Source organism: Streptomyces sp. NPDC092369 (assembly GCF_044755245.1).
Classification (GTDB): Bacteria; Actinomycetota; Actinomycetes; order Streptomycetales; family Streptomycetaceae; genus Streptomyces.
The window spans coordinates 582,998-600,530 of sequence record NZ_JBIVQP010000004.1 but is presented as its reverse complement, the minus strand read 5'-3'; the positions used below and the strand labels follow the sequence as shown (position 1 = coordinate 600,530).

Sequence of the window (17,533 nt, the reverse complement as noted above, 5' to 3'; positions counted from 1 at the left end):
TCAGGGGACGTGTCCGAGTCCGACGTAGGCGACTCGGGAGCCGCGGTCACAGTGTCGCCCCCGTGTAGACCTTCAGCGGCATGCTCGTCCGCACGCCGTTGGCCTTGGGATTCGCGGCCATCCGCTCGAGTGCGGGTACGAGGTCGTCGATGTTCTTCGAGTAGTCGAAGGCCACGCCGCCGTACACCGTGCCGGCCTTGATGGCTGCCAGGGCATCCGCGCCGCTCGCGCCTCCGACGATGCAGGCCTTCGCGGGGTTCTTGCCCGCGGCCTGGAACGCCGCCGCGGCTCCGAGCGAGTTGTAGTCATTGGTCGCGACCACCGCGTTGGCGCCGGGTGACCTCTGCAAGGCGCTGGCGACCGACCGCTGAGCCTCGATCTGGCTCGGTGGTGCGAGCGTCTGGACGATGTGGCCGTGGGCCGTCGCGACCGTCGCCTGAACGGCCTTGTCCGTGCGGACGTCGGAGGTCTGCCCACGGGGGTCCTTGAGATAGACGACCTGGCCCGCGGCGCCGCCGAGCCGGCTGTCGATGCACTGCTTGAGCAGGTCACCGATGGCGGCGCCGTACTTCCCGTTGTCGGTGACGTCGAAGGACACACCGGGCAGGGGGCCCGGGACACCGACGTCCTGCGGCGACGCCTTGATGATCAGTCCGATGCCGGCGCGCTGTGCCTGCGGGATCAGCGCCGCCACTGACTCCGGTGACGCGGGAATCACGATGATCGTGTCGACCTGCTTGAGACTGATCCACTGCTGCAGCTGGGTGACCTGGGTCTGCACGTTGAGTTTGGGGTCGGCGACCGTGACGGTGTCCCCCGCCTTCGCGGCGACCGCCTTGAGTCCGTTCGCGTAGTCCTGCAACGACGTGAAGTCGAGTGTCAGGGGTGAGAACCCGATCCTGATTCCGCCCTGTCCCCCGCCCGCGGACCGACCGGACGCCTGCGCCGACGAGTTGTCGGACGAGGCCGGTGCGCAGGCCGCGAGAACCGACGAGGACAGCGCCAGGGACACGGCCAGGATGGGCAGAGCGCGGCTCGATGTCATGTGAGGTGTTCCTCCTCGATGTGGTCACCTACCGGTCGTGGCAAGTCCCTCGCACCGCGTGGTGCTGGTCGTTGAGACCCGGTCGAGTCAGCTCCCGCGACGGCAACCGATTGCAGTCAGAGCATCTCCTCATCGCCCCCGCCCCTGTCAAGGGAACGGACGGGTCCGACCGAAGTTTTCCGGTGACGCCAGCGCTGTCGACTTCCTGAGAAGAAGCCTCGGACCTCCGCCAAATGCCGCTTTCCACCGCATGCCCGGTATGCGGTCACCCGCAGCCGACCTCTGCCGCAACCTTGACCGGGGGGTTGACCGGAGGGTAAAAAAGCCCCACGTTGGGACTGCAATCCATTGCGAAGGTTGTGCGACCAGGTCGGTGAGACGCCGGCCCGGCGCCCCATCGCAGGAAGGGCTGTGCACCGCATGCGCTTTTCGATCTATCTCAACCCGCAGACGCGCGGAGCCGACGAGGACGCCGCGATCATCGACAGGACGATCGAGCAGGCGATCAAGGCGACGCGGGCGGGAGTGCAGGGACTGCTCCTGACCGAGCACCACTTCTCGGGTTACAACACCTACGGCAACAACTTCATGATGAGTTCCCATCTGGCCGCTCTCACGCCGCCCGGGACGATGTTCTTCATCGGCGTCGCGGTGCCGCCGCTGCACAACCCGCTGCGCCTCGCCCAGTCCTGCACGCTGCTGGACAACCTCACCAAGGGCAACTGCGTCATCGGCTTCGGGCCGGGCGGCTCCCCCGTGGAGTACGCCGGACTCGGGGTCGACCCCGCCGGGCGCGTCGAGGAGATGATGACCAACCTCGACGTCCTGGAGACGGCACTCGCCAAGTCCGACGACGGCCACGCCTACGAATGGCACGGTGCCCGCGAGAGCGGAACACTGCTCACCCGGATCATGCCCGCGCCGTACCGGTCCGGTGGTGTCCAGTTCGCGCGGGCCACCAGCACCGACTCCAGCGCCGTCTGGGCCGGCAGCAAGGGCTGGTTCCTGTTCACCGCACGGGACGAGGTTGCGGAGATCCAGCAGCGGCTGAAGCTCTACACGCAGGCGCTCGTCGACGCGGGTTACGACGATCCCTACATCCAGCACCGGCTCGACTGGAGTTTGTGCCAGAAGCAGATCATCATCCGCGACACCGACAAGGAGGCCGAGGACTTCGCGAGGCATCTGATGGTGGAGATGGGCGAGCGGCAGCGCCGCAACTTCAACAAGATCCCGAACCCCGAGGCCGGCCAGTACATGAAGACGGTCGTCACGGTGTCGCCCCAGCATCCGGACGAGTTCCTCAAGCGGGCCATGCTGGTCGGCACGGCCGAGACCGTCGCACGGCAGATGGCCGAGTACGAGGCTGTCGGGCTCCGTCACCTGTCGGTCCTGTCGGACTTCGGATACCAGACGCCCGAGGAGTCCGGGGAGACGCTGGACCGGTTCCTGACCGAGGTCCTGCCGCAGTTCCAGGCCAACGGGTCGGCCCCACGATGACAACCTCGGCAGACGCGGGCATGCTCGTCCTGCGGTTGGCGGTCGCGCTGATCATGTTCTTTCACGGGACGCAGAAGCTGTTCGGGTGGTGGGACGGCCAAGGGCTCGACGGCGCCACCCGCTTCTTCGCGAGCCAGGGATTCCGTCCGCCGCGCGCCATGGCCGTCGTCGCCGGTCTGACCGAGATCGGCGGGTCGTTGTCGCTGGCGTCGGGGCTGCTGACTCCGCTCGGTGTCACCATGCTCGGCGGTGTGCTGACGAACATCGTGGCCGTGCACGTCCGCAACGGGCTCGACCATCGCAAGCACGGCTTCGAGTTCGAACTCGCGCTGCTGGCCGGTGTGGTCGCCATCGGGCTCGTCGGCGCGGGCCGTTGGAGCCTCGACCACGCGTGGGCGGTCGGGGGTCCCGACTGGCTCGGCGCCGGAGCCGTCGGCCTGGGCATCGTCTCCGGGCTGGGGATCGTCGCCAGCCGCGACCGCGGCTCCCACGCTCCGACAGAGACCGCCGGGTCGGTCGCGGCCCAAAGGCCCCGGCCATGAGGAAGGGCCGTAGATGAAAGCACTGCAGATCGCTTCGTGGGGCGGGGCCCTGCGACTGACCGACGTACCCAGACCGAAACCCGCCGAGGGCCAGGTGCTGGTGCGGGTCGAAGCATGCGGTATCGGCCTCACGGTCCTCAACTGCATGCAGGGGCAACTCGGGGACGATGCCTCCTACTTGCCGCTGACCCCCGGGCACGAGTTCGTCGGCGTCATCGAGGACGTCGGCACGGGAGTGGACGCCGGACGGATCGGGGAGCGCATCGGCGCGTACTTCTATCTCATCTGCGGCGAGTGCTCGAACTGCCTCCGGGAGCGGGACTCGCTGTGTCTTCGGTTCCGCGGCAACGTCGGGGTCGCCATCGACGGCGGCTTCGCCGAATGGGCCGTTCTCCCCGCGCTCAACGCCATCGCCGTGCCGGACGAGGTGGAGCCGGCACTCGCCACCACCATTCCCGACGCGATCGCGACCCCGGTGCATGTCGCCAGACGGTCAGGGATGGGGCCGGGGTCACGGGTGGTGGTGCTCGCCGCCGGCGGCGGCGTGGGCGTCCACATGGTGCAGGTCGCACAGTCCTTCGGCGCGGATGTGGTCGGCCTGGACGTGGTGCCTGCCAAATTGGAGTACCTGGAGCGGGAGTTCGAGATCATCTCGATGGACTCCTCGGACTTCGGGAGCTTGGAGCTGCCCAGGTCGTGGGGTGGCCAGGCGGACGTCATCGTCGATCTCTACGGCCGCCGGCCGGCGCAGCGCTGGGCGATCGAGCATCTGTCCGCCTGCGGGTCTCTGGTCTGTCTCACGACCTTCCGCGACCAGCAGTTCGACGTCACCTCCAGAGAGCTGGTCCAACGCCAGCTCGCGATCCTGGGTTCCCGGTACAACTCCCGCTTCGAGCAGGGGTTGGCCGCGGAACTCGTCAGGTCCGGACGCGTACGCCCCGTGGTCAGCCGCACTGTCTCCGTCGACGACGTCGCACAGACTCTTGCCCAGGTGCGCGAGGGTTCGTTGATCGGACGCGCCGCTCTGGTGTGGTGAACCTCCGCTCTGGCTCACGACCCACCCCCATGTAAGGAGACAAGCGCGTGGAGCATCTGGTCCTCGGCACGTTCACCCCCTCGGTTCTGCTCGACATCGCCCGCGCCACCGGCCGGCTCGCGGACGCGGACCTGGACGTCACCGAGGTACCGGTGGCCTCGTCTGCCAAGCAGTTCAAGTCGCTCGTCGAGCGCGACCTGGACGCTGTGCTGACGAGCCCCGACAACGTCCTGGCGTACCGGTTCGACCCCGGCAACCGACTGGGCAGGCTCGTGGACGCGCGGATCGTGTCGGCCATCGACCGGGGTCTGGGGCTCGGTCTGTACGTCGCACCGGATTGCACGGCCGATGTTCTGCGTACCGGTCGCGTCGGTGTCGATGTGCCGGACTCGGGTTTCGCACTGGCGCTGTACGCGTTGGCCGAGGAGTTCGGCGTCCGGCGTGAGGACATGGACGTGGTGGCCCTGGGGTCGACACCGAAGCGGCTGGGGGCCCTGCTGAACGCGGAGTGCCGGGCGACGATGCTCAACGCAGGCAACGAACTCAAGGCGGAGGCGGCCGGATGCCGGTGCGTCGCCCGGGTGTCGGAGCGGCTGTCGCCCTACCTGGGCACTGTGCTCGCCGTCGAGGGCGAGAGCAGACTCCCGCGTGTACGAGACCTGTCCCGCGTGCTCGTCGCGACGATCGACGACGTGCTGGCCGGCGAACTCAGCACGGAGGCGGCGGACTCGGCGTCGCGAGTCCTCGGACTGACCGGCGACCTGCCCGCGCGCTACGTGGACAGACTGAGGAATCCGTCCGAAGGACTTGTCGGCGGCGGCGTGCTGGATGCCCGATCCCTGAATACCCTCATTCAACTGCGGAAGCGCTATCTGCCGTCTTCCGTCCAGGACGCCAGCGACGCACTCGCATCGAGCTCCGGTCTTGTGGCCTGACGTGCCGGGTCCGGCGCCGGCGAGCACCTTCGCGACGTCTCGCGACCTAGGCTAGGATCGCCCACCATGGGTGGACCCACAATGCGACAGGTCGCAGACGCCGCCGGCGTCCATCCGGCGACGGTTTCGCGAGCCCTCAATCCCGAGACACGGGATTTGGTCAACAAGACGACAGCCCGTCGTGTCCTGCGCGCGGCGGAGTCCCTCGGCTACCGGATGAACCCGATAGCGCGTTCTTTGAAGACGTCGAAGACGGGGACCGTCGGAATCGTCATTCCCGATCTGACCAACCCGCTTTTTCCGCCCATCGTGCGGGGTATTGAAGAGGTGCTCGAGCCCGCGGGGTTCAGCGGGTTCTTGGTCAACACCGACAATGACTCCCATCGGGAACGGTCACTGGTCGAGTCGTTGCAGTCCCGGCAGGTGGAAGGGCTCATCATCGCCACGGCGTTGCTGGATCATCCCCTGATGAGCGAACTCGCCCTGAGCGGCGCGCGGATGGTCATGGTGAACCGCCGGACCGAGGGTCTGGACGTCCCGACGGTGGTCCCCGACGACGCGGCGGGCATCGACATGGCCGTGCGGCATCTCGCCGAGCTCGGTCATACCCGCATCGCTCATCTCGCGGGCCCGTCCACGACGTCCACCGGACTGGTCAGGGCTCGTTCCTTCGCGGGCGCCGTCCGGGAGAGGGGGCTCAGCGACGATCCGGCCCTGGTCCGCCACTGCCGTGCCTGGTACGAGGACGCCGGCGCCGAGGCTCTGCGGGAACTGCTGGATTCCGGCACCGAGTTCACCGCCGTCGTGGCCGGCAACGACCTTCTCGCCCTCGGCTGCTACGACGTCTTCGGCGAGCGCGGCATCTCCTGCCCGGACGACATCAGCGTCGTCGGGTTCAACGGGATGCCCTTCCTCAACAAGCTGGCTCCTCCCCTGACTTCAGTGGTCGTACCGCACCACCGGATCGGGGCGGAAGCCGCCACGCTCCTGCTCGACAAGATCGCGAACCCGGATCTGTTGGCCCGAGCGATCGTCCTGCCCGTGTCGCTCGGCCCTGGCGGCTCGACGGCACCACCGCGCGCGTAGCGTCGCGTTCGGGCACAGGTCAGGGCGCGGCCGCCTGTCGGTCCGAGTGCGGCCCGCCCCGACGTGCGGATGAGTCTTGGCGGGCTCAGTCCTTCGGCGGCGGCCAGCCCGGGATCTCGCCGCGGCCCGAGGGGAACCTGACGGTCTTGGCGCGGACGAACTCCTTCAGCGTCTCGGCCCAGTTCTCACGTCCGAAACCGCTGCCCTTGATACCTCCGAACGGCGAGCCGAGGAAGGCACGGCGCATGTAGTTGTTCACGAAGATCATGCCCGCGTCGAGCCGGCCGGCGAGCTGGGCCGCCTTGAAGTGATCCGGCGTGATCAGTGCCGCGGTCAGGCCGTACGGAGTCGAGTTCGCGATGTCGATCGCGGTGTCGATGTCGTCGTAGGTCATCACGCAGGCGATCGGTCCGAAGATCTCTTCGCGCGCGACGCGCATCTCGGGGGTGACTCCGGTCAGCAGCGTCGGCGCCACCCAGTAGCCCTTGGCGAGCCGGGAGTCCGTGGGGATGGCACCCTGCGCCTGGACTGTCGCTCCTTCGTCCAACGCGGACTGGAGGTGGGCCAGCACCTTTTCCTGCTGTGTCCGGTCCACCATGGGGCCGATGTCCGTCTCGGGATCCAGCCCGTCACCGACCTTCAGAGATCGGGTGGCATCGGAGAACCGCTCGACGAACTCGTCGGCACGGGACCGGTGGACGAGAATGCGCGCTGTCGAGGTGCATGCCTCGCCCTGGTTGTAGAACATGCCCTCGGTGGCCACGGCCACGGCGACGTCCATGTCGGCGTCGTCGAGCACGATCAGCGCGTTCTTGCCGCCCAGTTCCATGGTGGCGTAAGTGACGTTCTCGGCCGCCGACTTCAGGACGGCCCTGCCGGTCGCGGTGGCACCGGTGAAGGTGATCCGTTCCACTGTCGGATGTCCTGCCAGGGCGGCGCCGGCGGGGCGGCCGGCAACAGCGTTGACGACGCCCTCCGGCAGGACCTGGTTCACGATCTCCGTGAGACGAAGGACGGTCAGTGGTGCCTGCTCCCCCGGCTTCACCACCCCGGTGTTGCCCGCCGCGAGGAGAGGCGCCAGCTTCTTGGTGAAGTGGATCGGCGGCCAGTTGAAGGGAAGGATCGCGGCGACCACGCCGTAGGGCTCGTACAGGACCCGTGTCTCGATGGGCCCCTGGTCGAGCAACTCACCGTGCAGGGTCTCGGTCAGTCCGGCGAAATAGTCGAAGCCTGAGCTGCAGAACGAGATGTCGAAGCGAAGGGCATCACGTCGGGGTTTGCCGACTTCCCGGCTCTCCAGTTCACTCAGTTCGTCGGCGTGGTCGCGAATCGCGTCGGCGACGGCGCGGAGATAGCCGGTTCGCTCTCGCGGGCTGAGATGCCTCCAGACATCTTCATAGGCCCTGCGGGCGCTCGCCACCGCCTGCTCCACCAGATCGTCGTCCGCCTCGACGACGGAGGCGATGACTTCGTCGGTGGCCGGCTCGCGCACCTCGAAGGTCTTGGCTCGCGGGGGCACGACGAAACGCCCGTCGATGAAGGCACCCCAGACGGCGGTCTCACCGCCGGTCGCGGAGGACTTGGCTTCGGCGAATATCGACATACGACAGGCTCCTGTGTTCTGCGGTCGGTGCGTCGTTGATACGGCGGGAGTTCGGGTGTCCGGACGCCGGGCTTCACCAGACGGGCTCTGTGATCTTGCCGATCTGCCTCAGCAGCGCCATCTCGTCCGCCCAGAACCAGGCTTCGACGGCCTTGCCGTCGACGAAGCGCCACAGCCCGAGTTCGAGCATCCGGATGGGTTGTCCGGTGGCCGGGATGCCGTAGATGTCGCCGTCATGGGTTCCGGTGACGTACCACAGCGCCCAGACGCGATCCCCTTTCGCGATGACGTCGACGATCTCGTCCGTACGGTCCGGGATCGAGGCCGGAGTCATCCCCTTCGGTGCCGCGGGATCCAGCGCCGGGATGTGCACGATCCCGCGTTGGTGGTGGACGAAGCCCTCCGCCTCATAGTTCTTTCGGTCGGCCATCAACGCTCGGCGTTGGGCGTGGAACGACGCCAGGTTGCGCCGCTCCTCCTCCGTGTATTCGGCGGTGCTCGCGCCGATCGCCTCGACAATGCCTCGCGGCGGGAAGTCTGGGTCGGTCATGGGAAGCCTCTCCGACGGGGCGGTGGAGTTGTCCACGATGATGGACCTGGCTGTATTCGATTGCAAGAAGTACGCACGACGTGAACGCGTTCGACATGCTAAGGCGCTGGTGAAGGAAGCCGCATAGGCTGCATTCGATTGCACCAAGCCCTCGGACGTTCGGGGACGTTCGCTGTGCCGCGAGTCGTCCCATCGGGGCTCCGCCTGCCGACCACCTTGCCGACCGGCCAGGAGGAACACCAACCCGACCAGCGACTTCCGGGACAAACTTCCATGGACCCATGGCCTGACCGCACATATCTCCATCGCGGATCCGACAGGCCCAGTCGTCCCTACCACCCGCCGCCGAGGCCTACGCTCCGGCGAACCAGGGCTCCCCCACCTCGTACTGGACCGTGATGGCCTTCAACTGGCTGTACATGTTGAGGGCTTCGTGCGAGTACTCGCGGCCGATGCCGCTGTTCTTGTACCCGCCGAAGGGCATGCCGGGTACGAGGTTGGCGTAGGAGTTGATCCAGACGGACCCCGCGTCGAGGCGGTCGGCGGTCTCCAGGGCGTTCTTGAGGTCCCGGGTGTAGAGGCCGGCGGCGAGTCCGTACTCGGTGTCGTTGGCCTGCCGAACCACCTCGTCGATGTCGCTCCAGCGGATGACGCACAGGACCGGACCGAAGATCTCCTCCTGGGCGATGCGCATGTCGTTGGTGGCCTCGAAGAGGGTGGGCTCGATGAACCAGCCGTGCTCGTTGCCCGCCACGGTGACCCGTTCGCCGCCGGAGAGCAGCTTGGCCCCCTCGGTCTTGCCGATCTCGATGTACTCCAGCACACGCCGCCCCTGCTTCTCGGAGACCAGGCAGGTCAGCCGGGCGGTCTCGTCGAACGGCCCACCGATGGTGAGGGACTCGGCCTGTTCGACCAGACGTGGCACCAGGCGGTCGTACACCGTGTCGTGCACGAAGAGCCGGGTCCCGCCGAAGCATGCCTGGCCGTTGTGCCACAGCGCGCCGAACAGGACGTTGTCGACCACCGCGTCGATGTCGTCGATGTCGGGGAAGACGATGTTGGGGCTCTTGCCGCCCAGTTCCAGCGTGGCGGGCACCAGTCGCTCGGCCGCCGCCCTGCCGACGAGGCGACCGACCTCGGTGCTGCCGGTGAAGGCGAGCTTGTCGACGCCGGGATGAGCGGTCAGCGCGGCACCCGCTTCCTCTCCGGTGCCGGGCACGATGTTGACGACCCCGGGCGGGAAGATACCGGCGGCGATCTTGGCGACCTCCAGCGTGGACAGCGAGGCGTTCTCGTCCGGCTTGAGCACGACCGTGTTGCCCGCCGCGAGGGCGGGGGCGAGCTTGAACGACGTCATGATGGCGGGCACGTTCCACGGGATGATCTGTCCGCACACTCCGTGGGGTTCTCGCTTGGCGACCAGGTAGCCACCCGGCATGGGCCGGCCCATGCCCTCGTGGGTGAGCACGGCACCGGCGAAGTAGCGGTACTGGGAGGCCGCCAGCCGGTAGTCCAGCCGTGTCTCGAACAGGCGTCGGCCGATGTCCAGCGCGTCGATGGCGGCGAGCCGCTCGGCGTCCTCGGTGAGCGCGTCGGCGAAGCGGACGAGCAGCGCCGACCGTTCCTCGTAGGACAGGGCCTTCCAGTCCGGGAACGCGGCGCGCGCCGCGGCCACCGCGGCGTCGATGTCCTCGGCGGTGCCGCGGGAGATCTTCGCCAGGTGGGCACCGGTCGCCGGGGCGACGGCGTCGAAGGTGTCGGGTCCGGCGGGCCGGAACTGGCCGCCCACGAGGGCTCCGTAGACCTCGTCGAGGCCGAGTCGGTCCGGGGCGGGTGTGATCACGTCTGTGCTGGTGGAGAGAGTCACGGGAGGTACTGCCTTTCGTACGGACGGATTCGGGGTCCGCCCCCGCAGGCCGGGGAGCGGTGGTGGTGGGGAGCCGTCGGCAGGCTGCCGGGCGGCTCAGGCTCCTGCGGCGCCGCCCGGCTCGGCTCCGCCGCGCCCGCGTTCCTCCAGCGTCACTCCACCGCTGCTCCACAGCGTGGGAGGGACCTCTGTCAGCAGGACGCGCACGGAGGCGTCAGGGACGTCGAGGCTTTCGGTGACCGCCTGGTGGACGGCTGCCAGGCAGGCGCGGAGCTGTTGCGGAGTCCGGCCCTGGGCCAGGGACACGGTCACGATCGGCATGTCACCCTCCCACCGCGATGTGGCCGAGTGTGCCGAAGTCCGCGCTGACCGTGGTGTCGGGCCCGACGGGGACGGCGTCGGTCATGCCGCCGGTCAGGACCAGCCAGCCGCGGCGGAGGACGTGCCCGCGGCGGCCGAGGTCGTTGGCGGCAAGAGCCAGCGCCTCGGCGGGATGACCCTGGACTGCGGCCCCGGTCGCGGTGTCATGGACGGAGCCGTTCGACCGCAGCACGCAAGGTTCCAGTGACAGGTCGATTCCCTCGGGCGTCCGGACGACCGGGCCGGTGACGAAGAAGCCGGACGAGGCGTTGTCGGCGACGACGTCGGGCAGGGTGAAGCGGAATTCCTCGTAGCGGCTGTCGATGAGTTCGATGCCGGCGCAGACGTGCGCCACGGCGGACAGTGCGGTCGCCGCAGTCATACCTGGGCCTTTGAGATCGCGGCCGAGCACGAGCACGATCTCGGGTTCCGCGCGGGGGTGGATGAGCCGGTCACGGGGCACGCGCTCGCCTGCGGGGAGGATCATCGCGTCGGTCAGCCAGGCCGTCAGCGGCGCGTCGACGTTCATCCGGCGCTGCTTGGCGCGGGAGGTGAGTCCGAGTTTCACGCCGACGAGGGTCTCGCCGCGCGCGAGCCGCAGCCGGAGGGTCTCGTCCTGGATCGCGTAGGCGGTCGGCAGGTCGAGATCGGTCCACTGCTCGGTGAGCGGTGCGCCGTCTCTGCACTCGTCCTCCCGGGCGAGCAGTTCGCGGGCGGCCTTCTGAACGGTCCAGCTCATGAGGTGGTCTCCGGGTGCGGTCGTGGCATGTCGTCTGAGTTCGTACGGCGGTCTCCGCCGCGCGCGATGGCAGGGGTCCGTCGGGTCATCGCGGTCTCCTCGGTATCTGGAATTGCGTGCCGGGACGCCGGGTGGGTCCGCGCCACAGGTCGATGGCATCGGGCTGGTCCGGATCGAAGTAGCGCGGTCGCCATGCCTGTTCGTCCGTGATGCGGCGCACGCCGTAGGAGTACTCGTACGTCAGCCCCTCAGGGCCCTTGAAGTAAAGGAAGATCGCTGTGGACTGAGGGTGGCGTCCTGGGCCCAGCTCGATCTCCACACCGCGTTCGCGCAGGAAGTGCCAGCTGCGCATGACGTCGTCGATGGACTCGACCTGGAAGTTCATGTGGCACAGCCCGGGCCGGTCGCCCTTGAACACGGCGAGTTTGTGGTGGACGGGGTCGAAGCGCATCAGGCAGGCCTGGTCCCCGATCCAGTCGGAGACACGGACGTTGAACAGCGTGGACCAGAACCGGTACGCCTCCCGTACATCCGGCGCGTCCAGGCAGAGGTGCCCGAACTCGGTGATCCCCGCCGTGCGACCGAAGTCCACCGGGCCGGGCAGCACCACTTGGTCGACCACCAGGTCCACCAGGTTGCCGAACGGGTCCTCGAAGGTGAGGTAGTCGCGCACCTGTCGACCGCGTGCGCCCGCCGCCGTACCTCGCACGACCTTGACCCCGGCGCCCTCCAGCTCCGTCTCGGCCGCGGCCAGCGCCGCTTCGTCCCGCAGGGCGAACCCGGACGAGAGCACACCGCTGTCGCCTTCGACGAACGCCAGGCAGTGGTGGCGCTGATCAGCCCGGAGCCAGGCGACGCCGTCGGCGTTCGCCACCAGTTCCAGGCCGACCACGTCCACCGCGAAGGCCACGGCCGCGGCCAGGTCGGCGCTGCCGGAGCGGACGTAGGCGATGTCCTTGAGTTCGATCATGACCTCACCCTGGTGCCGTGTCGGCTCCTCATCGGATTCCTCCCACTGCGATGCGATGCGAAAAGCATTTTGAGACTCACAGGTATAGAGATACCTGTCAATAGTTTTGATTGACAGGTATCTCTATACCTGTAATCGTGAACTCGTGAGTGTTACAGAGATCCGCTCCGACCTGGTACGCGCTGGTCGGGTCCTTTCCGCGACAGGGCTGGTCAGTGCGTTCGGCCACGTCAGCGCCCGGGTGGGCGACGGCATGCTGCTCATCACGCCGCCGCGGCCGTTGGGCACGGTCACCGAATCGGCGCTCCTAGCCCTTCCGGTGACCGGGGAGAAGCTGCCGGCCGGGGTCCCGGCCGAGGCATGGATCCACCGTGCGGTCGCCGCCGCCCGTCCCGACGTGGGCGCCGTCTGCCGCGCCCAGCCCTTCCACGCCAACGCGGCCACCGCCCTGGGTGTCGCCATCCGTCCCCTGCACGGCCAGGGGGCACTGCTCGGCGGCCGGACTCCGGTGCTCGACGACGCCCGGCTGGTCCGTGCCCCGGACCGGGCCGCGACTCTCGCGGAAACCTTGGGCGACGCGTTCGGCCTGGTCATGCGGGGAAACGGAGCGGTCACCGTGGGGCACACCGTGGGCGAGGCCGTGGCCCGCATGTGGGTGCTGGAGGAATCGGCGCGACTCGCCGTCATCTCCTCCGCCGCCGGCACGGCCAGGCCCCTGTCCGAGGCCGAACAGCGCGCGTGGCAGGACGCAGGTACGGAACTGCTCGGCCGTATCTGGGCCTACCTGGCAAGCACGCCGGACACCACACCCACCTCTCCAGCCGATTCGCCCACTCCCAGGGAGCACACACCGTGAAGATCCGCCACGTCATCGACGGCCAGGAGACCGACTCCCTCGACGGCGCCACCTACGAGGACATCGACCCCTACACGCGCGCGGGGTACGCCACGGCCGCACGCGGCACCGAGGCCGACGTCAACCTCGCCGTGCGTGCCGCGCGGCACGCTTTCGACACGGGTCCGTGGAGTCGTATGGGCTTCGCCGAACGGGGCCGTCTGCTGCACCGCTTCGCTGAACTGATCGAGCGGAACGCCGAGGACCTCGCCGATGCCGAGACCCGTGACATGGGCAAGCCCCGGGCCGCGGTGGCCGGCCATGACGTGCCACGTGCCGCGGCGAACCTCCGCTTCTTCGCCGACCACGCCCGCCTCAGCGCGGCCGAGGCTCTCCCGTCGGACGCCGGACACCATGTCTATGTCCGCTACGAATCCGCCGGTGTCGTGGCGGCGATCGCCCCGTGGAACTTCCCTCTCATGCTGGCCACTTGGAAGATCGCGCCCGCACTGGCCTGGGGCAACACCGTCGTTCTGAAGCCGGCCGAGGACACTCCGCACTCAGCCGCCCTGCTGGGGCGCCTCGCGCTGGAGGCGGGCATTCCCGACGGCGTTCTGAACGTCGTGCTCGGTTACGGCGACGCCGGCGCGGCACTGACCCGCCATCCGGACGTGGACCGCATCACCTTCACCGGTTCCTCCGCCACCGGCCGGGCCATCGGTGCCGTCGCGGCCGAACGGCTCACCCCCGTCAGCCTCGAACTCGGCGGCAAGGGTGCCGCCCTGGTCTTCGCCGACGCCGACCTCGACAGCGCGGTCGAGTGGACGATCAAGGCAGCGTTCGGCAACACCGGGCAGGTGTGCCTGGCCGGGTCGAGACTCTTCGTGCAGCAGTCGGTCCACGAGGAGTTCCTGGACCGATTCACCCGGGCGGCCGAGGCTCTGCGCATGGGCGACCCCTCCGACCCGGGCACCGAGATCGGTCCGCTGGCGAGCGCACAGCACTTCGGCAAGGTCAGCGGCTACCTGGACGCGCGTGCCCTGGGGGGAGGCCGCATCGTCACCGGCGGACTCGCCCATGACTGGTTCGTGCGCCCGACCGTGGTCACCGACGTCCCAGCGCACGCGCCGATCCAGCGTGACGAGGTGTTCGGCCCCGTAGTGACCGTGACCCCCTTCGCCACCGAACAGGAGGGCGTGGACCTGGCCAACGCCACTCCCTACGGCCTCTCCGCGATGGCCTTCACCGAGAACCTGCACCGCGCGCACCGGGTGGCCGCCGGACTGCGCAGCGGGAACGTATGGATCAACTGCTTCTTCGTCCGGGACCTCAGAGCGCCCTTCGGCGGTGTGGGCGATTCCGGCATCGGCCGCGAGGGAGGTACGTTCAGTCGCGAGTTCTTCACCGAGCCGAAGTCCGTGACGATGCGGATCGACGCATGACCGCGGCTCCCGCCGGCGGATCGGAGAGTTAGGAATCGACGATGTCACTTAAGCATGCGCTCCTGGGGGTGCTGGAGGCACGCCCGATGAGCGGATACGACCTTGTCCGGTTCTTCAGCTCTTCCTCCGGCTGGATCTGGGCCGCTCCCCAGAGCCAGATCTATCCCACCCTGCGGCGGATGGAGGACATCGGACTCATCCAGGGCGACGACGAGGCCCGCGGGCCCCGGCTGACCCGGACCGTGTACTCCATCACGCCCAAGGGCCTTGCGGAGCTGAAGACTTGGCTGGGCATCCCGGCGAAGCCGAGCCCGGTCCGCGATCACATGCTCCTGCAGGCACTCAACTTCGACATGATCGACGCCGACACCGCGCACGCCGTGCTGGAACAGTTCATCACCGAGCAGGAAAAGGCCGCCGAAGAGGCGGAGGCACACCGGCAGCGCCTGCTGAACCGGGACACCCCGCTGCTCGTGGAGCGGCTCAAAAGGCGCGACCCCGACGACCACGAGCCCATCGTCCGGCTCAAAGCGCACGTCTTCGCGGGCGTGGCCGCCGTCGCCCGCACCCGGGCGGAGTGGGCACGCGAGGGTCAACGCCTGCTGCGAGAGCCGCTTCCGGACGGCGAGTAGAGGCAACTGCCCATGCGCTCGGGGTGGGCGCACTCTACGGTGAGGGCGAGCGGGACGGCGATCCCGCGCGCGAGCGACGCCAGGATCAGCGCGAAGGCCTCGTCCGTGGCGGGATCGACCCGGCGTACGAGAACCTCGACGCTTCCTTTGGACGGCAGATCCGGTTCGAACGGATCCGCCGACTCGGTGTCGAACCACGCCACTTGAGGGCAGCCGTCGGCCGGCACTCCCCCGCCGGCTCATGGAGCGCGGCGTCCAGCGGGTCCCCCGAGAAGCCACCGAGCAGTTCACCGGCCGGACCCCGGACCGATACGGCACCCGGTCGGCGAGGGCTGGGAGCGGGTCGCGCATCCGCCTAGCGAATGAGTTCGTCGGCGACCCATCGAGCGACCTGCGCGGGGTACGGCGTCGGCAGGCCGAGAACGATGTGGTGGAAGCCGGCGTCGATCGCCAGGCCGATCGCGGCGCGGGTGACGCCCGGGTGATCGTAGGAGACCGGCAGGTGGATCGAGCGGGTGATCTCGGCGGGGTCGCGGCCGATCTCGGCGCAGTAGCGGTCCAGCAGTGCGGTGCGGCTGATCACGTCCTTGATGTCGCCGCCCGGGATGTTCCACAGGTCGGCGTGTTCGGCGACCACGCGCAGGGTCGCGGAGGAGCGGCCGCCGATGAGGATCGGCGGGTGGGGACGCTGGACGGGTTTGGGGCTGCCGAAGGCGCCGGTGAGGTGGTGGTACGTGCCGTGGAAGTCGAAGGGCTTGTCCTCGGTCCACAGGCGCCGGATCAGTGTGCAGGCTTCGGCGAGGCTGCCCACGGCGTGCGCGGAGTCGTGGAAGGGCAGTCCGTGTGCCTCGTATTCGCGTCGCGCCAGTGGGTGATCGGGCCGTGAGCCGACTCCGATGCCGAAATCGAGGCGGCCTTCGGAGACGATGTCGACGGTGGTGGCGATCTTGGCCAGCATCGCGGGCGGCCGGAATCGGTTGCTGGTGACCATCACGCCGAGCCGCAGTCGTCGGGTCTGGGCGGACAGGGCGGAGAGCAGGGTCCAGCCCTCGAGAGCCGGTCCGTCCGGGTCGCCGCCGATCGGCATCAGGTGGTCGAACAGCCAGGCGTGCTCGATCTCGGGGATCGCGTCCGCCTCGCGCCAGACCCTCAAGACGTCGTGGTAGTCCACTTGTTGGGGGGCGGTCATGATGCCGTAGCGGGGGCGGGGTGTGGGTGTGGGTGTGGGTGTCATGAGGTTGTCGGTCCTCTCGGGCGGTCAGCGGCGCCGCAGCGACGGGTCCAGCAGCGCGGGCGGGGTGTCGGACTTCTCGTGCGGGGCCAGGTCGAGACCGGGGGCGACGATCGAGTCGATCGCGTCGAGGACGTCAGCGGTGAGCACGGTGTCGGCGGCGGCGAGCTGCGCGTGCAGGTGGTCGAGGGTGCGGGGGCCGATGAGGGCGCTGGTGACGGCCGGGTGGGCGGTGACGAGACCGAGGGCGAGCTGGATCATCGTCAGGCCGGCCTCGTCGGCGACCTTGGCGAGTCGCTCGACGGCGTCGAGCTTGGCCCGGTTGGCGGGGACGGTGGTGTCGAAGCGTTGCGGCATGAAGGTCGAGCGGCTGGTCGTGACCTCCTGGCCCTCGCGGATGGCGCCGGACAGCCAGCCCGAGGCCAGCGGGCTCCACACCAGTACGCCGAGCCCGTACTCCTCGGTCACCGGCAGGACGTGGGTCTCGGCAGCGCGCTGGAGGATCGAGTAGCCGGGCTGTTCGGTGACGTAGCGGCTCAAGTGGCCGTCGCGGGCGGCCCATTGGGCCTGCACGATGCGGTGGGCGGGGAAGGTCGAGGAGCCGAAGTAACGGATCTTTCCGGCGCGTTGGAGGTCGGTCAGAGTCGACAGGGTCTCCTCGTCGCTGGTCTTCGGGTCCCAACGGTGGATCTGGTAGAGGTCGACGTGGTCGACGCCCAGGCGGCGCAGGCTGTTGTCCAGTGCGGTGACCAACCAGCGGCGGGAGCTGCCCTGTTGGTTGCGCTCCTCCCCCATCGGCATGCCCGCCTTCGTCGCGAGCACGATGTCGTCGCGGCGGCCGGCGACGGCCTTGCCGACCATCTCCTCCGACTCGCCCCGGCCGTACATGTCAGCGGTGTCGATGAGGTTGATCCCCGCCTCCAGGGCGGCGTCGACGATGCCGGTGGCCTCGTCCTGGGTGGTGCGCCCGATCCGGCCGAAGTTCATCGCGCCGAGCGCGAGTGTGCTGACCTGTATGCCGGTGCGGCCCAAGGTGCGGTACTGCATGACGTGTTCCTCCATGGCGGGTGAAGCGCGGGGAGAGTGCGCGGAGTGGTTGCCGGGGTACCTGCTCTGGCATCATGAGCAAACGGAACACCGTTCCGGAAACGACAATACGG

Annotated in this window: 17 protein-coding genes; 8 read left to right on the top strand and 9 right to left on the bottom strand. The window is 68.7% G+C overall.

The genetic code is table 11. From position 1 onward, the window contains the following. Positions 1 to 46: 46 nt before the first annotated feature. Positions 47 to 1,045: a sugar ABC transporter substrate-binding protein gene (locus ACIQI8_RS26525; RefSeq protein ID WP_402355217.1), complete on the bottom strand. Its 999-nt coding sequence runs from the start codon at positions 1,043 to 1,045 to the stop codon at positions 47 to 49. 420 nt (positions 1,046 to 1,465) lie between these two features. Between ACIQI8_RS26525 and ACIQI8_RS26520 the strand changes: the two genes are divergently transcribed. From ACIQI8_RS26520 to ACIQI8_RS26500, 5 genes are all read left to right on the top strand, one after another. After that, the gene (locus tag ACIQI8_RS26520) at positions 1,466 to 2,545 is read left to right on the top strand and encodes an LLM class flavin-dependent oxidoreductase (protein ID WP_402355215.1); all 1,080 of its coding nucleotides are present in this window, start codon (positions 1,466 to 1,468) and stop codon (positions 2,543 to 2,545) included. Continuing rightward, entirely contained in the window at positions 2,542 to 3,087 is a 546-nt protein-coding gene (locus ACIQI8_RS26515) for a DoxX family protein (RefSeq protein WP_402355213.1), read from the top strand. The genes ACIQI8_RS26520 and ACIQI8_RS26515 overlap by 4 nt, the downstream gene beginning before the upstream one ends. Positions 3,088 to 3,100: 13 nt before the next feature. Further along, complete coding sequence (locus ACIQI8_RS26510; RefSeq protein ID WP_402355211.1) at positions 3,101 to 4,123, top strand: alcohol dehydrogenase catalytic domain-containing protein; 1,023 nt, start codon at positions 3,101 to 3,103, stop codon at positions 4,121 to 4,123. Positions 4,124 to 4,170: 47 nt separating this feature from the next. Then, a complete protein-coding gene (locus ACIQI8_RS26505; protein ID WP_402355209.1) occupies positions 4,171 to 5,058 on the top strand; it encodes a hypothetical protein in 888 nt (295 codons plus the stop codon). Between the two features lie 81 nt (positions 5,059 to 5,139). Beyond that, entirely contained in the window at positions 5,140 to 6,144 is a 1,005-nt protein-coding gene (locus ACIQI8_RS26500; protein WP_402355207.1) for a LacI family DNA-binding transcriptional regulator, read from the top strand. Between the two features lie 85 nt (positions 6,145 to 6,229). Here the strand turns inward: ACIQI8_RS26500 and ACIQI8_RS26495 are convergent, their stop codons facing one another. The 6 genes from ACIQI8_RS26495 to ACIQI8_RS26470 form a co-directional block, all read right to left on the bottom strand. Beyond that, a complete protein-coding gene (locus ACIQI8_RS26495) occupies positions 6,230 to 7,747 on the bottom strand; it encodes an aldehyde dehydrogenase family protein (RefSeq protein ID WP_402355205.1) in 1,518 nt (505 codons plus the stop codon). 73 nt (positions 7,748 to 7,820) lie between these two features. After that, positions 7,821 to 8,297 (bottom strand): ester cyclase, encoded by a 477-nt coding sequence (locus tag ACIQI8_RS26490; RefSeq protein WP_402355203.1) that lies wholly within the window; start codon positions 8,295 to 8,297, stop codon positions 7,821 to 7,823. 352 nt (positions 8,298 to 8,649) lie between these two features. Next, positions 8,650 to 10,140 carry an aldehyde dehydrogenase family protein gene (locus ACIQI8_RS26485; protein ID WP_402355201.1) on the bottom strand — a complete coding sequence of 497 codons (1,491 nt, stop codon included), beginning with the start codon at positions 10,138 to 10,140 and terminating at the stop codon, positions 8,650 to 8,652. Positions 10,141 to 10,260: 120 nt separating this feature from the next. After that, positions 10,261 to 10,485 (bottom strand): 4-oxalocrotonate tautomerase family protein, encoded by a 225-nt coding sequence (locus ACIQI8_RS26480; protein WP_402355199.1) that lies wholly within the window; start codon positions 10,483 to 10,485, stop codon positions 10,261 to 10,263. A 1-nt stretch (position 10,486) separates the two neighbouring features. Then, complete coding sequence (locus tag ACIQI8_RS26475) at positions 10,487 to 11,263, bottom strand: 2-keto-4-pentenoate hydratase (protein WP_402355197.1); 777 nt, start codon at positions 11,261 to 11,263, stop codon at positions 10,487 to 10,489. Positions 11,264 to 11,348: 85 nt separating this feature from the next. Beyond that, entirely contained in the window at positions 11,349 to 12,233 is an 885-nt protein-coding gene (locus ACIQI8_RS26470; RefSeq protein WP_402355195.1) for a VOC family protein, read from the bottom strand. A gap of 145 nt (positions 12,234 to 12,378) precedes the next feature. On the opposite strand from ACIQI8_RS26470, the gene ACIQI8_RS26465 reads away from it, so the two are divergent. From ACIQI8_RS26465 to ACIQI8_RS26455, 3 genes are read left to right on the top strand one after another with little or no spacing between them, the layout of a single operon-like run. Then, entirely contained in the window at positions 12,379 to 13,089 is a 711-nt protein-coding gene (locus ACIQI8_RS26465) for a class II aldolase/adducin family protein (RefSeq protein ID WP_402355193.1), read from the top strand. Beyond that, positions 13,086 to 14,510, top strand: coding sequence for an aldehyde dehydrogenase (locus ACIQI8_RS26460; protein WP_402355191.1), 1,425 nt, complete (start codon positions 13,086 to 13,088; stop codon positions 14,508 to 14,510). The genes ACIQI8_RS26465 and ACIQI8_RS26460 overlap by 4 nt, the downstream gene beginning before the upstream one ends. Positions 14,511 to 14,551: 41 nt before the next feature. Next, complete coding sequence (locus ACIQI8_RS26455; RefSeq protein WP_402355189.1) at positions 14,552 to 15,142, top strand: PadR family transcriptional regulator; 591 nt, start codon at positions 14,552 to 14,554, stop codon at positions 15,140 to 15,142. Between the two features lie 355 nt (positions 15,143 to 15,497). Here ACIQI8_RS26455 and ACIQI8_RS26450 read toward each other — a convergent pair whose 3' ends face one another. Beyond that, a complete protein-coding gene (locus ACIQI8_RS26450) occupies positions 15,498 to 16,376 on the bottom strand; it encodes an LLM class flavin-dependent oxidoreductase (RefSeq protein ID WP_402355187.1) in 879 nt (292 codons plus the stop codon). 24 nt (positions 16,377 to 16,400) lie between these two features. After that, a complete protein-coding gene (locus ACIQI8_RS26445; protein ID WP_402355185.1) occupies positions 16,401 to 17,420 on the bottom strand; it encodes an aldo/keto reductase in 1,020 nt (339 codons plus the stop codon). Positions 17,421 to 17,533 lie beyond the last annotated feature (113 nt).

Excerpts from the sequence above, each read along its gene's own strand:
- ACIQI8_RS26520 (WP_402355215.1), top strand. The coding sequence starts at position 1,466 with ATGCGCTTTTCGATCTATCTCAACCCGCAGACGCGCGGAGCCGACGAG.
- ACIQI8_RS26510 (WP_402355211.1), top strand. The coding sequence starts at position 3,101 with ATGAAAGCACTGCAGATCGCTTCGTGGGGCGGGGCCCTGCGACTGACC.
- ACIQI8_RS26525 (WP_402355217.1), bottom strand. The coding sequence starts at position 1,045 with ATGACATCGAGCCGCGCTCTGCCCATCCTGGCCGTGTCCCTGGCGCTG.
- ACIQI8_RS26500 (WP_402355207.1), top strand. The coding sequence starts at position 5,140 with ATGCGACAGGTCGCAGACGCCGCCGGCGTCCATCCGGCGACGGTTTCG.
- ACIQI8_RS26455 (WP_402355189.1), top strand. The coding sequence starts at position 14,552 with ATGTCACTTAAGCATGCGCTCCTGGGGGTGCTGGAGGCACGCCCGATG.
- ACIQI8_RS26445 (WP_402355185.1), bottom strand. The coding sequence starts at position 17,420 with ATGCAGTACCGCACCTTGGGCCGCACCGGCATACAGGTCAGCACACTC.
- ACIQI8_RS26490 (WP_402355203.1), bottom strand. The coding sequence starts at position 8,297 with ATGACCGACCCAGACTTCCCGCCGCGAGGCATTGTCGAGGCGATCGGC.
- ACIQI8_RS26450 (WP_402355187.1), bottom strand. The coding sequence starts at position 16,376 with ATGACACCCACACCCACACCCACACCCCGCCCCCGCTACGGCATCATG.
- ACIQI8_RS26475 (WP_402355197.1), bottom strand. The coding sequence starts at position 11,263 with ATGAGCTGGACCGTTCAGAAGGCCGCCCGCGAACTGCTCGCCCGGGAG.
- ACIQI8_RS26495 (WP_402355205.1), bottom strand. The coding sequence starts at position 7,747 with ATGTCGATATTCGCCGAAGCCAAGTCCTCCGCGACCGGCGGTGAGACC.
- ACIQI8_RS26480 (WP_402355199.1), bottom strand. The coding sequence starts at position 10,485 with ATGCCGATCGTGACCGTGTCCCTGGCCCAGGGCCGGACTCCGCAACAG.
- ACIQI8_RS26515 (WP_402355213.1), top strand. The coding sequence starts at position 2,542 with ATGACAACCTCGGCAGACGCGGGCATGCTCGTCCTGCGGTTGGCGGTC.
- ACIQI8_RS26470 (WP_402355195.1), bottom strand. The coding sequence starts at position 12,233 with ATGATCGAACTCAAGGACATCGCCTACGTCCGCTCCGGCAGCGCCGAC.